A 14,873-nucleotide genomic window follows, 5' to 3' on the forward strand; every position below is an offset into this window, starting at 1 on the left:
GTGGGGCGGGGAGCGCTGGCATTCATCGTTGTCATTGATTTCTGCATCTTGCTCTCGAACTGACGAGCGTTGTGCCTGAGGCTCACATCTAGACGCGAGCCAATGCGTAGAAACGCCGTCGGAGAGGTCCGGAGATGAGGCGGAACATGGCATACATTCCAGTAACAACGATGAATTCGCGCAGATTCAGAAAACCTGAACGAAGGCAGTAGAGCCTGAAAGTCACGTCGTTCCAGAAGTACCCCAGACCACCGCGTCGCGTCCGTTGTTCAGTGCTCGAGCGAACGCGGACCAGGACCTTGGGGATGACGTGAAATTTTGCGCCTGCCAGGACAAGCCGTACGAACAGGTCGTAATCCTCGAGCCGTCCATATTTTACGCGATATCCACCTAGTCGACGAAGCCATTCGGTTTTGATGAGTATAGTCGGATGCACAAGGACATTGCGCCAGCGTAAAGCGCGAACTACGGCATCGTGACCGACGGGAGAAACTTTGAGTTGAGCCGGTGTGCCATCGGTAAAGAACTCTTCACTCCAGGACGAGACGATATCGATGTCAGGGTGAGATTCGACGTAAGCGAGTTGATGCTCGATACGGTCTGGCTCGCACAGGTCGTCACTATCCATGCGCATCGTCAATGTACCTGAACATTCCTTCAGGCCGAGGTTCATCGCTGCTGCGAGACCCTGACTTCGCGCTGTTCTGAGAACGGTGACAATCGGAATGCGCCGATCTTCGCGAAAGGCTGCAATCACCTGCTCCTGATCGTCTCCGACAGGACCATCGACGACGAGTACAAGCTGATCCGGCGGTAATGTTTGACAGTAGAGACTCTCGAGGCACGCCTTCAGATTCTCGGCAATTTCGCCGGCATAGGTCGACATCAGGACGCTGATGCTGTGAATTTGATTTTCGCGCTTCCGGATAAGGCTGTCATGCGCGACTCCTGTCCGGTCGACAAGAGCGATAGGTTGGCTCATCTTGCACCTCTCCGCGAAAGAACAGCCGCCGGTGTCCGCAAGAGGATCCAGAGGTCCAACAAAAGACTCCGATTGGCGACGTAATACTCGTCGAGACGGACACGTTGTTCATATCCGACATCGTTTCGTCCGCTGATCTGCCAGAGCCCGGTGATGCCAGGGCGAACACTCTTATAAAGTGAGATAGCCAAACCGTAGTGAGGCGTTTCCAGAGAGGTGATCGGACGTGGTCCGACGAGACTCATATCGCCTTTGATGACGTTGATGAGTTGCGGCAACTCATCAAGGCTGGAAAGCCGAAGAATACGCCCGATGGCGGTGACGCGGGGGTCGAAAGCCAGTTTCTGCTCCCGCCTCCATTCATCGCGGGCTTGAGGGTGATAAGAGAGGTATTCATCCAGGCATCGTTCCGCATCGAGGATCATGGTGCGGAACTTGATGCAGCTGAAAGGCAAGCCTTTCGCGCCAATCCGCTCGTGCCTGTAAAAGGCCGCCCCCCCATCTATCGCGACAAGAGCTGCAATCACGAGCATGAGCGGCGTAGCCAGAACCAATAGAAAGAAAGCCGCGATTACGTCCAGTGATCTCTTGATAAGCTGTGACGCTATTGGAATGAGGGATTGTTTTGACGCAAAAATATTTACTCTTAGATCTGCCGAAGTGTTTAGCTTTCGAGAGAATGCAGGGTTCGATACTTCTGACGCACGCGAGCCGACCATAAATGCACTCTCCTTTGCATTCCTTTGATTTCCCCACCGGAAGATGGAAAATCGTGTTTATACAAGTAAAGACAACGAAATAATTCGATGTGTTTTGCCGTTATGTATGTAATGGGGAGGATTGTTTTTCTGGTGAGTTGCTTGTTGTGAGTTTGGCGAGGTGTTTAGTTAGTGTAATTATGATTTTGGGTGGGGTGGGCTTATATTCAACGTCACATAAGTATTAAATTATAATCATTTTAACTGAGTTATTGTATTTCGATTGGAATATGAGGTATGGCGACGACAAATCGAGCTAATCCATAAGAAATATGGTGTCGGCACACCAGTTTTGGCTCTCTATATCCTCCTCTCAGCCAATAACGGAATGCTTAGGCCCTGTTTGCAAAGGGGTTTCCGCACGACTCTGGCTTTGATTCAAGAATGGCTCTTGGAGGGAGGCAGGATTGTGCTGCAGCGACCTGAGCGAAGCGGAGTGACGTTTGCTCGAATTCTTTCTGCCACTGGAGCGAGGACGCAAGAACCGGCCCGCGTTCAACGATCGACAGATCAACAATGGCATTTGTGGCGCATCCGCACTGGGGCGTCGTGGCGCAATCTGCCGGAGAAGTCCGGTCAGTGGATGATGGTCTATCAGCGATTCCGACGATGGGGCGAGGCCAGCATTGAGAAGCGGTCGCCACGACCCTTGCCCAGGCGATGGCCAACAACTCCCGCGACAGCCTGGATTCGGCGACGGTTCGCGGTCATGTCTCGGCTGTCGGCGCAAAAGGGGGGCACGCGAACAAGCTTTTGGCCGTTCGCGAGGCGGGTTCACCTGTAAAGTTCATTGTCTCAGTGATGCCGAGGTATCCCGCTCGTCTTTAACCTCATGCTAGGCGAGGTGGCATACTGTCGGTCCGCTATGCGCTCAAACACTGGAACGCACCGATGCGCTTCTCGGCCGCTGGGCAGCTGACGACGTGTTCAGTGCCACGGCGGCGCGAATGAGCGCCGTCAACGCCTTTTCATCAATCTTGTCGCTCTCATGGAAATCGATGGCACGCCTGGTGTTGCCTTCGAGGCTGGAGTTGAAGAGGCCTGAAGGGTCCTCCAACGAGGCGCCCTTGGCGAAGGTCATCTTCACGGCATTCTTGTACGTCTCACCGGTGCAGATCATTCCGGCATGCGACCACACCGGAACCCCTCTCCACTTCCACTCCTCGACCACTTCAGGATCAGCTTCCTTGATTAAGGTGCGAAGCCGGCTGAGCATCTCGCCCCGCCAATCGCTCAGCTCTTTGATTCTCGCGTCTATCAGCTGAGAAGGAGACTTGTTGTCCTGTGCCCCGCTCTTCTTCATGGTCGTATATCCTCCTCAGTCCCGAGGTGTCATTCACTCTGGCCTAGCTTTGAATTGTGCCGGCAGACTTCAATCTATCCGTGTCAAGCTCTGCTCTAGGTTTGCAAAGAACTTCTGCCATCCGTACTTGGCGCCCTGGTAGGCCTGCTGCTGATCCGGCCGGAAGCCAGACTGCTCCATGCGCAGATGGGTCCCCGTGCCCGTAGGGGTGAGAGTCCAAGTGACGATACTCTCAAGACCGTAGGCCGCCCACGTGTAAGACAGCGTTTTGTTCGGCTCGACTGTCCGGACTTGGCAGTCGACAGCGCCCCAGTCTGCGCGAAGATTGAAACGGTGGTCCACGACAGGCTTGAAGTCGTTCTTCATCAGCCACTCCTCGATCAGATGTGGTTGCGTGAGCGCACGCCAGATCTTTTCCGGCGGATAAGGTATCTCCCGTTCGACGATGACGGAGAGCGTTTCATTCATTGGTCCATCCTTTTCAGCAAGTCTTCGAGGTGATCGAACCGGCTCTGCCAGAACCCGGCCATTTGGCTCGTCCAATCGATCAGAGGAGCCAAGGCGCCGAGCTGCGCGCTATAATGCGTCTGGCGACCTTCGTGACGGTCGAGCACCAACCCGGCCTGCTTCAGGACTCCAAGATGCTTTGAGACGGCCGGCTGCGAGACCCCGGCTCGAGCCGTCAGGGCCCCCACCGTCTGGTCTCCGTCGCGACACAGCCGTTCGAAGATGGCCCGTCGCGTCGGATCGGCGAGCGTTCTGAAAAGGATATCGTAGGACTGTGGCATCACAATAGATAACTCGCTGATTATTGATTAAATCAATAACCAGCGAGTTATGTGTGAGTCAATCAAGAACATAGAACGGCACTATGATTCTCGCCACAGGAGTGACCGGCCATGTGGGGCATGCCGTCATCTCCAGGTTGGCGCCGCTCGGCCACGACGTGGTCGCAATGGTCGGGGACGTCCAAGCCGCAAGCAGGCGCCTGCCATCCCGAAGCGCCCTGCGCGTTGCGAAGTACGAGAATGCCTCAGGCTTCTTCTCTCTTCTCCTGGACGTTGCGGACTTTTTTCCACAGTACCTCCTAAGCGGTAAAAATACCCCCTTTGCCTCAATGATTAACAAATCGTAAATCGTGTAATTTTAGGCGAAATCTGCATAAGGGATGTCACGGTATGCCTCAGAATATTTTGCCGATAGCAACATTCCTGGTTTGCAAGAATGCGATGCTGTGTGAGGGAATCCGCCATATCCTTTCCGGTACCCGTTATCGCGTTCACTCCGTGGACCCGATAAGCGGGAACGAGGCCCTTTCAGGTGTTTCTGAAATGGCTCCGGCCCTTTTTATCCTGGATGCGAACCTTCACCATCATCAGACATGTGAAGCCGTCCGGCGCCTTAAGGCGCAGTATCCCAAGGCTTATGTCGTTGTGTTGGATGACTGCTTTGACTTGAACGACATGCTGGCGACTCTCGATGCGGGAGCGGGAGGCTATTGCCTTGCAACGATCGGATGCGATGCCCTTGTCAAGTATCTTGACCTTGTCATGCTGGGCGAGACGGTTTTCCCTTCGACGATGTTCTTCTCGGCAGTGACGGCGCAGAAGGAAATGAGTGTCGCTCCACAAGCTTATCCTTTTGTGGGTTCCGACCGTATTCAGCCTGTCGCATCCGGATTGCCGACACGCATGTTATCGACGCGCGAGGCCGAGATTTTGCACTGCCTCATGGAAGGGGCTCCGAATAAAACGATCGCTCGGAAGCTCGAGGTCGCAGAGGCAACGGTGAAGGTCCACGTAAAGGCGATCTTGCGGAAGATACGCGTTACAAATCGTACGCAAGCAGCCATGTGGGCCGTTGCTCATCTGTCGAATGCAACCGATAATGACCAACACGCCGTCCCAATCTAAATCGGTCCCTTTCGCCATTTCTTTGTGCTGATCGGCTATCCCGCGAGAAAATCGAATAAGGAAGTTCTCTTCCGATTGGAAGAAGGGTTTCTTCAGAGTTCGAAGTTCGGATTCCGATCGCAGCGTCTATAATGTAAGTCGTCTTAATAATCGCTGGGATCCTAAGAGATATCCGGTGTGCGTTTCGGCACGCATGGGTCGATTTAACTAAGATAATAAGGGGGCTTGTCGATCGGAAAGCTTGATTGAGCGGCTGCGCGCGCTTTGGGGACACGGGATGAGGCACCACTCGGAAACTGATTTCCTGATCCCGGATGATTCCGGCCGTCAAAACTTAAATTCTTCAAAAGGCTGGTCGAATGGTCTCCAAGACAGGTAAAGAAAAGCGTAGGGGGGCTAAGGAGGAGCAGGACAGTGTGAAAAATCACGTTCGCACGATGCTTCAGAAGTTGATCAAGCTAAAGCGATCTCGTCGTACAAGCGCCAGCCAAAATTCAGTGAAGAATTCCACTGAGCGGGATTGAGAACAGAATCGTCCCGGATCCATCCGTCACTTCCAAGACCCAGTTGCGCCAGTCTTCTGCTGCCGCATCATCCTCTTCAAGCAATTCCTCGATCGCCTTTAAAGCCTGCACGCGTGCCTGCTCCAGATCCAAAACCTCGATTCCATCCTGATCCAGGATTTTCTCGTAACCGTCTACGAGATTGAAGTAGCATCTCATGATGACAGGCAACGGCTCCATTTTGTTTTTGCAATAATGTTATTGTGGGTCGTGCGAGTATCCTGAACCAGCGATAAGAAACTGTCTAAATCTGCTGGACCCCGATGTCTAGCTTCGCACGCATATGATGCCTATCGAAAAGGGTACCCTTTTGGGGAGGCGAATCAACCAATCTAAAAACGATTCGCAATCGGTATAGCTCCTGACGGCCCACATCTGTTTGCACACATGCAGTGAATTGTGCTCCGCAAAAATAGTTGCCCAAGGGACTCTTTGCAAAAATAAATAGAACCACTTTCCTGGGAGACCTATCGCCTATTGGCTAATTTGTACCTGACGCAGAGATGGGTTAAGTTTCCCGAAAGGAAAATATAAGGAAATATTGCGCTTAACTGTCCGGGGGGCCTTGGTCAGAGAAGCATACGATGAGGAAGAACTATAATTTGGATAGCCTGTCCGATTTGGATAGCCTTGTCCCCGACGAGACCTTCTCAAGAGCTTCGGAGCCTGCTTCACGCACCGAATGGCGTCAAGCGCAGCGATCCGGATCGGGACTCGTCTCGACCCTGCTCGTCGAGCAAAATACATTATTACGAGAGGGGCTGAAGCGCATTCTGGCCGAAACGCCTTTCGGCATCGTCGCCTCAGCTCCAAGCCTTGATGAGGCCCTTCGCCAGTGGACGCCCGATGATAAAGCGTTCCTGCTCATCATGAGCGCCGGCAGCGATCATGATGAGATTTGCCGGCAAATTCGGCAGTTGAAGGCAGAGCGGCCTTTCGCGAAATCCATCGTTCTCGTCGATCAGTATGATCTGAAGGAGGTCATTTCGGCCTTTCAAGCGGGGGCCGATGCCTATCTGGTCAAGTCGGTCTCCTGCGAAGTTCTGGTCAAGTCGCTCGACTTGGTCATGCTGGGGGAAACCGTGTTTCCGGCAGCCATTCTCAAGCTCGTACGCGAGCAGGCTGCCGAAACAGAGAAATGCCAAGCCGCTCCTGAGGATGAAGCAAGCGATGCCGCAGGTAAGCTCGGCAAGCGTGGACTTTCGGTTCGTGAGACGGTCATTCTGCGCTGTCTGATGCAGGGCGATTCCAACAAGCTTATCGCCCGGAAATTCGACATCACGGAAGCGACGGTGAAGGTTCACGTCAAAGCGATCCTTCGCAAGATCCGCGCCAAAAATCGCACCCAGGCTGCCATTTGGGCTGCAAGCCACCTACGTCCAAGCGAGCAGATGAGTGCCAGTGAAGGCTAGCCATTGGTAAGGTTGTTTAAGCCTGCAGCCGAAGGACGACCTTCGGCTGCAGGCTTAAACCACGGACTTCCAAAAAATCTGAGTTCTACCTAAACCTCATCTTCAGTGATGGGTGAGGATCGACCGCAATCCATCTGACAAGGATGTGGATGGCTGCAACCCGAGGATACGGTTCAAGCGGGACGGATCGCCGACCGAGATCATGATATCGCCTGCCCGGGCCGGGCCGTTGGAGATATTGAGATCCGGCCGTATCAGATCCGCAACGGAATTCACCAGCGTGCGGATCGAGGTTGCCTGTCCCGTACAGACATTGCTGACTTCTGCTGCTGCGGCTTTCCGGTCGTGCAGGTGGCCCATGGCAGCGTGGCACGCCGCGACTGCATCGGCGACATAGACGAAGTCCCGAATCTGCTCGCCATCGCCATGGATCGTGATCGATGTTCCGGCCAGAGCATGGCGCATGAAAACGGCGATGACGCCGGCATAGGGCGAGTGGGGATCCTGGCGTGGCCCATAGATATTGAAGAAGCGCAGGCCGAATGATCGCAGATCGCGGGTTCTCGCTCCGGCAGTTGCGTGAAGCTCCATGGCGTATTTGTCTGCACCATAGGGGGAAATGGGGTGCTTGGGATCGTCTTCGCCGATAGGCGTTCTCTTCGCGTCACCATAGATGGCCGACGACGAAGCATAGACGACCGGAATATCGCATTCCGCTGCCATCTCGAAGATGTCGACCGATGCGGACAGATTGATGCTGTGGGAGTCGTGCCATTGCTGCGTGCATTTCGGCACCGATGCGATGGCGGCGAGATGGAAGATGCCGCTGCAATCCTTGGCGAGGTCGCTGAGCAGTTTGTGATCCCGTACATCGCCAACAATGAACTCGGCAGAGTTCGTCAGATTGTCACGATGCCCCGTCGAGAGGTTGTCGAGAACCACAACGCTTGAGCCATCCGCAACCAGAGTCTCTGTCAGATGCGAACCGATGAAGCCGCACCCCCCGGTGACGAGATAGCGCTTCGGCATGCATGCGCCTTTCATCCTCTTTGACCGGTGCGGCCTGGAGCCGCCTGCGCGATGAGAGCTCATCGAAACCCGGGTCTTTTCACGTCTCCCGAATTTACCGAAAGCTGTATTTATGCCTAGCGGCGGCGGCTGACCTCTTCGAGGTACTCCTTTTTTGAGGCTACCCCCTTCATTGCATCAGTGGCCGCCGCCATGGCTTGAGAGTTAAGCTGTTAGGATAAATGTCCGAACCCTTTCTCACGGCCGCTATTCGCTCGGGATAGGGCTCTCCGAGGACTTCATGGGCAAGATCACCCCCGTCCTTCTCTCCGGCGGAACCGGAAGCCGCCTTTGGCCATTGTCGCGGCAATCCTATCCCAAGCAACTCCTGTCACTGATCGAGGATGAGACCCTTCTGCAGCAGACGGCGAGGCGCGTGGCCGACAAGGCGTTGTTCAGCGAACTGATCGTCGTCGCGAATGCCGACCACAGGTTTGTCATCGCCGAACAACTTCGCGCCATCGGGATGGAACGATCTCAGATTGTCCTCGAGCCGGTCGGGCGAAACACGGCCCCGGCTGCTGCAGTCGCAGCTCTCCTCGCTACAAGGAACGATCCGGAAGCGATCCTTTTACTGATGCCCGCAGATCACAGCATCGGAAACGTCGATGCTTTTCACCTAGCTCTCCAGACCGGTTGCAAGGCCGCTCGAAATGACTCGTTCGTTCTCTTCGGCATCAAGCCGACGACACCGGCAACGGGATACGGCTATATCCACGTCGGTGGGCCGGCTCTTGAAAACTTCGATATCAGGCAAGTTCTGGGCTTCGTCGAGAAGCCTGACTTGGCGACTGCGGAAAGCTATCTCAAGTCGGGCGACTACGCTTGGAACAGCGGTATCTTTATGCTGCCTGCGCAACGATTCCTCGATGAGCTGAACCGCCTGGAGCCAGACATGCTCAAGGCCTGCAAGAAGGCGATCGCTGCAGCCAGGACGGATCTCGATTTCCTGCGCCTCGATGCGGATGCCTTTGCTCAGGCACGGGACATCTCGATCGATTATGCAATCATGGAGCGAACCGAGAATGCAGTCGTCGTTCCATCCTCCTTTCCGTGGTCCGATATCGGCACATGGTCTGCTCTGTGGGAGATGGAAAGCAAGAACGACGAGGGGAGCGTCGTATTGGGCGAGGCCGTCGCAATTGGGGCGAAGGATTGCTATATTCGTTCCGAAGGTCCGCTCGTTGCCGCCCTCGGTGTCGAAAATCTCGTCATCGTTGCCACGCCCGATGCCGTTCTTGTGACGACGAAAGAGCATGACCAGGATGTGAAGCTGCTCGTAGACCGGTTGAAAGCAACAGGGCATGAGGCAGCCACGCAAACGATGCGCGTACACCGACCCTGGGGGTTCTACCAGCAGGTCCATTATGGCGAGCGCTTCCAGGTCAAACGCATAACCGTGAAGCCCGGCGCCAAGCTCTCGTTGCAAAAACACTTTCATCGAGCCGAGCACTGGATCGTAGTCAACGGCACGGCTTTAGTGACGCGTGACAATGAACAGATCCTGCTGCGTGAGAACGAGTCGGCCTATCTGCCGCTGGGCTGCGTGCACAGGCTGGAAAATCCTGGCCACTTGCCGCTCAATCTCATCGAGGTGCAGTCCGGAGCCTATCTTGGCGAAGACGACATCGTCAGGTTCGAGGATGTCTATGCGCGCGTCTAGAGCATCGTGCGCAAAAGTGGACCCGGTTTTGCGGCCACACGATGCTCTCATCCGATGCTCTGGCGCTTAGACACGTTGCGTGCCCCTAGGCGGCCGCTGATGCGCTGCCTGCGCGGTCCTCGATGATCATTGCTGCACCTTTCTCGGCGATCATGAGAGTCGGTGAGTTCGTGTTGCCGCTGGTTATGGTCGGCATGATCGAGGCGTCGATGACGCGAAGCCCCTCGACACCCCGTACGCGAAGGCGCTCATCCGTTACGGACAATGGATCGCTCTCGATGCCCATCTTCGCCGTACCGACGGGATGGAAAATCGTCGTGCCGATATCGCGTGCGCCTTGAAGCAATTCTTCATCCGTCGTCAGCTCGGCGCCAGGCTTGTATTCCTGTGGACGATACTTCTGAAGCGCCGGCATCGAAACGATGTGGCGCGCGATATGCAAGGCATCGACGGCAACCTTCCGGTCTTCCTTCGTCGATAGGGAGTTGAGCCTGATCGACGGCGGATCCGAAGGATTGACACTGCGCAGCCTGATGCTGCCACGACTGGTCGGTCTCAGATTGCAGACGCTCGCGGTGAAGGCCGGGAAGGGATGGGGCTCCTCACCGAACTTGTCGAGGGACAGGGGCTGAATGTGAAATTGCAGGTTCGGGGTGGCATATTCCGGCGACGAGCGCGTGAATGCGCCGAGTTGCGAGGGAGCCATGGTCAATGGCCCGCGACGGAACAGGGCATATTGCAGCGCCATATGCCCCTTCCGCACCAGCGACCGGTAATCCTCGTTGAGCGTGCGCACGCCCTGGACGCGATAAATCGGGCGAAGCTGCAGGTGGTCCTGCAGGTTCTCACCGACGCCGGGCAGATGATGGACGATCTCGATTCCATGCTGCTGCAGGAGCGAGCCATCACCGATACCGGAGAGTTGCAGCAATTGCGGAGTGGCGACGGCGCCGGCCGAGATCACGACCTCTCGCGCCCGGATCTGCCGTAACATGCCGTTCTGCATGAACGCGACACCGACCGCCCGCTTTCCTTCGAAGAGAATGCGTGTCGCTTGGGCGTGGGTTTCGACTTTCAGATTGGAACGCGACAAGGCAGGCCTCAGAAAGCCCCGCGCGGCGGACCAGCGGCGTCCGCTCTTCTGGTTGACATGGAAGTAGGCGATGCCTTCATTGTCGCCGGTATTGAAATCGTCGGTGCGGGGGATGCCTGCTTCCACGGCGGCCTCGATGAAAGCATCGAGAATATCCCACCTTACGCGTGGGGCTTCGATGCGCCATTCGCCGCCGATGCTATGGTGCTCTCCGGCGCCGAGATAGTGATCCTCATGCCTGCGGAAGATCGGCTTGACGTCGTCCCAGCCCCAACCGCGCAGGCCCATCTGGCGCCAGTTGTCGTAATCCTCCCGTTGGCCGCGCATGTAGATCATGGCGTTTATGGCCGAGGAGCCGCCCAGGACCTTGCCGCGCGGATAGTTCAGCACCCGATTGTTCAAGCCAGGCTCGCTCTCCGTCTTGAACATCCAGTCAGAACGGGGATTGCCGATGGCGAAGAGATACCCGACCGGGATGTGAAACCAGATCCAGTTATCCCTGCCGCCGGCCTCGAGGAGGCAGACCGAATGCCGAGGATCGGTGGAGAGCCGGTTGGCCAGCACGCACCCGGCCGAGCCGCCGCCGACAATTACGTAATCGAAGATGTCACTGTCTGACATGGCACAAGCTCGGCAGATGAAGCTTTGCTCCGCATGGATGGAACAAGGCTCAGGTGATCTTGCTCGTCTTCCGCTTCAGGAACTCCACGACCTCACCGGCAATGCCGCGGCGGAAGAGGAGAACGCACACGACGAAGATGATGCCGATCAGCACCGTGACTGGAAAATCCGAGGCTGCAAGGTAGTTCTGCAAGGCGATGACGAAAGTGGCTCCCACCACAGGGCCGACCAGCGTGCCGATGCCGCCGAGCAGGGTCATCAGGATCACTTCTCCTGACATCTGCCATTGCACGTCGGTGAGAGTCGCGAACTGGAACACGATGGCCTTGGTGCCGCCCGCAAGCCCGGCGAGCGCCGCCGACATGACGAAAGCGCCGAGCTTGTAGCGGTCGACCCGGTAGCCGAGCGAGATCGCCCGCCGTTCATTCTCCCGGATGGCCTTGAGGACGTTGCCGAATGGCGAATTCACGATGCGCCAGATGGCGAAGAAGCCGAACAGGAACACCGCGAGCGTGACATAATACATGGCCAGCGGATCGTTCAGGTCGATCAGGCCAAGCAGATGCCCGCGCGGAACTCCCTGGATGCCATCCTCACCATGAGTGAAGGGCACCTGCAGGCAGATGAAGGCGAACATCTGCCCCAACGCCAGTGTGATCATGGCGAAATAGATGCCCTGGCGGCGAATGGCGAGGAAGCCGACCACAAGCCCGAGAGCGGCGGCTCCTACTGCGCCGAGCAGGATTCCGGCGAGCGGATCCCAGCCCCAGACCTTGACCGCATGGGCGGTGAAATAGGCTGCCCCGCCAAAGAAGGTCGCATGGCCGAAGGACAGCAATCCCACATAGCCGATGAGCAGATTGAACGCGCAGGCGAACAGCGCGAAGCAGAGCACACTCATCAGGAAGATGGGGTAGAGGACGAAAGGCGCGGCGAGAAGGCCCACAAGAGCTAGTGCGAGGAACGCCCTCATCGGAACCTGGGTCTTGGGCTGCATCGCCAGATGCGGCGCTTGGACATTCATGATCCTATGCCTCCCGTCCGAAGAGGCCTGCCGGCCGGATGAGCAGGACTATGGCCATGACGACGAAGATCACGATACTCGACGCCTCAGGATAGAACACTTTGGTCAATCCTTCGAGCACACCGAGCATGTAACCGGTGATGATCGCTCCCATGATCGAACCCATGCCGCCGACCACCACCACGGCAAAGACGATGATGATGAGATTCGAGCCCATGAGAGGGTTGACCTGATAGATCGGCGCGGCGAGCACGCCCGCGAGAGCCGCCAATGCGGCTCCGAGCCCATAAGTGAGCGTGAGCAGCCGCGGCACGTTTACGCCGAAGGCCTGGACCAGGGTTGCGTTCTCCGTTGCCGCCCTCAGATAGGCTCCGAGCCTGGTCTTCTCGATCAGGAGCCAGGTAGCGAGGCAGATGACGAGCGAAGCGACCACGACCCAGCCCCGGTAGATGGGCAGGAACATGAAGCCCAGATTGAGACCTCCCGATAGCTGCGGCGGCGGGGAGTAAGGCTTGCCGGACGTGCCGAACCAATAGCGGAACGCACCTTCGAAGATCAAAGCGAGCCCGAAGGTGAGGAGAAGGCCGTAGAGCGGATCCAGACCGTAAAGGCGGCTCAGCATGGTGCGCTCGATCACGATCGCGACGGCACCGACGATCAGGGGCGCGAGAATGAGGGCCGGCCAATAGCCGATGCCCGCATAATTCAAAAGGCCGTAAGCCGCGAAGGCGCCGAGCATGTATTGCGCGCCATGGGCAAAATTGATGACTCGCAGCAGGCCGAAGATCACCGCCAGCCCCAGACTCAATAGGGCGTAGAAGGAGCCGTTGATGAGGCCGATGAGGATCTGGCCGTAGAGGGCAGGGGCGGGGATGCCGAAAATGGTGCTCATGGAACCCTCAAACCCCGAGTACTTCGTGAAGCTCGTTCATATGCGCATCGAGCTCAGGTCCCGGAAACGAATTCACCATGCGCCCGTCCTCCATGAGGTAGAAACGGTCGGCCACCTTGCGCGCGAAGCGGAAATTCTGTTCCACGAGCAGAATGGTCATGCCGCGCTGCTTCAGCGCCACCAGCACGTCGCCGATACGCTGGACGATCACGGGCGCAAGACCCTCCGTGGGCTCATCGAGCAGGATGATCCTTGCGCCGGTCCGCAACACACGGGCGATGGCGAGCATCTGCTGCTCGCCGCCGGACAGCTTGGTGCCCTGGCTGTAGCGACGTTCGTAAAGGCTCGGGAAGAGGTCGTAGATTTCCTCCACGCTCATGCCGCCCTCTGCCACCTTCGGCGGCAGGGTGAGGTTCTCTTCTACATTCAGGTTGGCGAAAATTCCGCGTTCCTCGGGCACGTAGCCGAGGCCGGCCTGAGCGACCCGATGGAGCGGCAATGTCTTTAGATCCTGGCCGCGGAGACGGATCGTGCCCTCACGGCGGCGCAGAATACCCATGATGGCGCGCAGGGTCGTGGTCTTGCCTGCGCCGTTGCGGCCGAGCAGCGTCACGGTCTCGCCCTCGCGGATGTCGAGATCGACACCGTGCAGGACGTGACTCTCGCCATACCAGGCATTGAGAGCGCGAACTTCGAGAAGTGCGTTACTCATGCTCGGTTCCCATATAGGCCTCGCGCACGCGCGGATCGGCACTGACATCGTCGTAGGTGCCGTCCGCGAGGATTTCACCGCGCGCGAGAACGGTAACGCGGTCACAGAGATCCGCCACAACATGCAGGTTATGCTCGACCATCAGGACGGTGTGGTTCTTGGAGATGCGGCGGATAAGGTCGGAGATGCGGCCGATATCTTCATGCCCCATGCCGGCCATGGGTTCGTCCAGGAGCAGCATGGCGGGATCGAGCGCCAGCGTCGTCGCGATCTCGAGAGCGCGCTTGCGGCCGTAGGGTAGTTCGACGGCGGGAAGGTGCGTGTACGCCGACAGATTGACCGCCTCGATCAATTCCAGGGCACGCTCGTCCAGAACGGACAGAATGTCGGAGGAGCGCCAGAACTGGGTTGCCAGATGAGACGGTCGCTGCAAGGCCACGCGCACATTGTCCAGTACGGTCAGATGCGGAAATACCGCCGAGATCTGGAAGGAGCGAACGAGGCCGAGACGGGCGACCTCGGCGGGCTTCATCGGCGTGATGTCGGTGCCGCGAAACTCGATCCTGCCGCGGGTAGGCGTGAGGAATTTCGTGAGCATGTTGAAGACGGTCGTCTTGCCGGCCCCGTTCGGGCCGATCAGGGCGTGTACCGTCCCTTCGCGAACGGCCAGCGTCACGTTGTTCACGGCAACGAAGCCGCGAAACTCCATGGTGAGTCCCTCGGCGCTCAGGATAGGCGGTGCATTGACCATCATGCGGTCGATCATCTCGTGACAATGAACAGGCTATAATAGGAATGTCTCAGGTCTGGCCTCGCGAACATCACGGCATCGAAACATGCAGCGGGGGACGGCCATGCCGTCCCCACAT

At 57.1% G+C, this 14,873-nt stretch carries 16 protein-coding genes; 4 read left to right on the forward strand and 12 right to left on the reverse strand.

Annotated features, from left to right (window positions below):
* Nucleotides 1-88: 88 nt before the first annotated feature.
* Together AB4Y97_RS18085 and AB4Y97_RS18090 are read right to left on the reverse strand one after the other, a co-directional pair.
* Nucleotides 89-982, reverse strand: coding sequence for a glycosyltransferase (locus AB4Y97_RS18085; protein ID WP_442000438.1), 894 nt, complete (start codon nucleotides 980-982; stop codon nucleotides 89-91).
* A complete protein-coding gene (locus tag AB4Y97_RS18090; protein WP_442000439.1) occupies nucleotides 979-1,701 on the reverse strand; it encodes a sugar transferase in 723 nt (240 codons plus the stop codon). The genes AB4Y97_RS18085 and AB4Y97_RS18090 overlap by 4 nt, the downstream gene beginning before the upstream one ends.
* 367 nt (nucleotides 1,702-2,068) lie before the next feature.
* Here AB4Y97_RS18090 and AB4Y97_RS18095 point away from each other — a divergent pair, with 367 nt between their 5' ends.
* Nucleotides 2,069-2,524: a transposase gene (locus tag AB4Y97_RS18095; RefSeq protein WP_442000473.1), complete on the forward strand. Its 456-nt coding sequence runs from the start codon at nucleotides 2,069-2,071 to the stop codon at nucleotides 2,522-2,524.
* Between the two features lie 87 nt (nucleotides 2,525-2,611).
* On the opposite strand, the gene AB4Y97_RS18100 is transcribed toward AB4Y97_RS18095, so the two are convergent.
* From AB4Y97_RS18100 to AB4Y97_RS18110, 3 genes are all read right to left on the reverse strand, one after another.
* Nucleotides 2,612-3,043 (reverse strand): DUF1801 domain-containing protein, encoded by a 432-nt coding sequence (locus AB4Y97_RS18100; RefSeq protein ID WP_442000440.1) that lies wholly within the window; start codon nucleotides 3,041-3,043, stop codon nucleotides 2,612-2,614.
* A gap of 69 nt (nucleotides 3,044-3,112) precedes the next feature.
* Nucleotides 3,113-3,511 carry an SRPBCC family protein gene (locus tag AB4Y97_RS18105; RefSeq protein WP_442000441.1) on the reverse strand — a complete coding sequence of 133 codons (399 nt, stop codon included), beginning with the start codon at nucleotides 3,509-3,511 and terminating at the stop codon, nucleotides 3,113-3,115.
* Entirely contained in the window at nucleotides 3,508-3,831 is a 324-nt protein-coding gene (locus AB4Y97_RS18110; RefSeq protein ID WP_442000442.1) for an ArsR/SmtB family transcription factor, read from the reverse strand. Before AB4Y97_RS18110 ends, AB4Y97_RS18105 begins: the two co-directional genes overlap by 4 nt.
* Before the next feature lie 390 nt (nucleotides 3,832-4,221).
* Here AB4Y97_RS18110 and AB4Y97_RS18115 point away from each other — a divergent pair, with 390 nt between their 5' ends.
* The gene (locus AB4Y97_RS18115; RefSeq protein ID WP_442000443.1) at nucleotides 4,222-4,956 is read left to right on the forward strand and encodes a LuxR C-terminal-related transcriptional regulator; all 735 of its coding nucleotides are present in this window, start codon (nucleotides 4,222-4,224) and stop codon (nucleotides 4,954-4,956) included.
* Between the two features lie 494 nt (nucleotides 4,957-5,450).
* Here the strand turns inward: AB4Y97_RS18115 and AB4Y97_RS18120 are convergent, their stop codons facing one another.
* Nucleotides 5,451-5,690 carry a DUF6894 family protein gene (locus AB4Y97_RS18120; protein WP_442000444.1) on the reverse strand — a complete coding sequence of 80 codons (240 nt, stop codon included), beginning with the start codon at nucleotides 5,688-5,690 and terminating at the stop codon, nucleotides 5,451-5,453.
* Nucleotides 5,691-6,103: 413 nt separating this feature from the next.
* On the opposite strand from AB4Y97_RS18120, the gene AB4Y97_RS18125 reads away from it, so the two are divergent.
* Entirely contained in the window at nucleotides 6,104-6,931 is an 828-nt protein-coding gene (locus AB4Y97_RS18125) for a LuxR C-terminal-related transcriptional regulator (RefSeq protein ID WP_442000445.1), read from the forward strand.
* 102 nt (nucleotides 6,932-7,033) lie between these two features.
* Here AB4Y97_RS18125 and AB4Y97_RS18130 read toward each other — a convergent pair whose 3' ends face one another.
* Nucleotides 7,034-7,960 carry an NAD-dependent epimerase/dehydratase family protein gene (locus AB4Y97_RS18130; RefSeq protein WP_442000446.1) on the reverse strand — a complete coding sequence of 309 codons (927 nt, stop codon included), beginning with the start codon at nucleotides 7,958-7,960 and terminating at the stop codon, nucleotides 7,034-7,036.
* Between the two features lie 280 nt (nucleotides 7,961-8,240).
* Between AB4Y97_RS18130 and AB4Y97_RS18135 the strand changes: the two genes are divergently transcribed.
* Nucleotides 8,241-9,662 (forward strand): mannose-1-phosphate guanylyltransferase/mannose-6-phosphate isomerase, encoded by a 1,422-nt coding sequence (locus tag AB4Y97_RS18135; protein ID WP_442000447.1) that lies wholly within the window; start codon nucleotides 8,241-8,243, stop codon nucleotides 9,660-9,662.
* Between the two features lie 85 nt (nucleotides 9,663-9,747).
* Here AB4Y97_RS18135 and AB4Y97_RS18140 read toward each other — a convergent pair whose 3' ends face one another.
* Genes AB4Y97_RS18140 through AB4Y97_RS18160 form a run of 5 tightly spaced genes read right to left on the reverse strand, consistent with a single transcriptional unit; the run spans nucleotide 9,748 to nucleotide 14,755 of the window.
* Nucleotides 9,748-11,376, reverse strand: a complete 1,629-nt coding sequence (locus AB4Y97_RS18140) for a GMC family oxidoreductase (RefSeq protein ID WP_442000448.1) — start codon at nucleotides 11,374-11,376, stop codon at nucleotides 9,748-9,750.
* Between the two features lie 49 nt (nucleotides 11,377-11,425).
* Entirely contained in the window at nucleotides 11,426-12,373 is a 948-nt protein-coding gene (locus AB4Y97_RS18145; protein WP_442000474.1) for a branched-chain amino acid ABC transporter permease, read from the reverse strand.
* Between the two features lie 31 nt (nucleotides 12,374-12,404).
* Nucleotides 12,405-13,292, reverse strand: a complete 888-nt coding sequence (locus tag AB4Y97_RS18150; RefSeq protein WP_442000449.1) for a branched-chain amino acid ABC transporter permease — start codon at nucleotides 13,290-13,292, stop codon at nucleotides 12,405-12,407.
* Between the two features lie 7 nt (nucleotides 13,293-13,299).
* On the reverse strand, nucleotides 13,300-14,004 hold the full coding sequence (locus AB4Y97_RS18155; protein WP_442000450.1) for an ABC transporter ATP-binding protein: 705 nt from the start codon (nucleotides 14,002-14,004) through the stop codon (nucleotides 13,300-13,302).
* Nucleotides 13,997-14,755: an ABC transporter ATP-binding protein gene (locus AB4Y97_RS18160; RefSeq protein WP_442000475.1), complete on the reverse strand. Its 759-nt coding sequence runs from the start codon at nucleotides 14,753-14,755 to the stop codon at nucleotides 13,997-13,999. The genes AB4Y97_RS18155 and AB4Y97_RS18160 overlap by 8 nt, the downstream gene beginning before the upstream one ends.
* Nucleotides 14,756-14,873 lie beyond the last annotated feature (118 nt).

It is taken from the genome of Microvirga sp. 2TAF3 (genome assembly GCF_052114965.1).
In the GTDB taxonomy this organism is placed as follows: Bacteria; Pseudomonadota; Alphaproteobacteria; order Rhizobiales; family Beijerinckiaceae; genus Microvirga.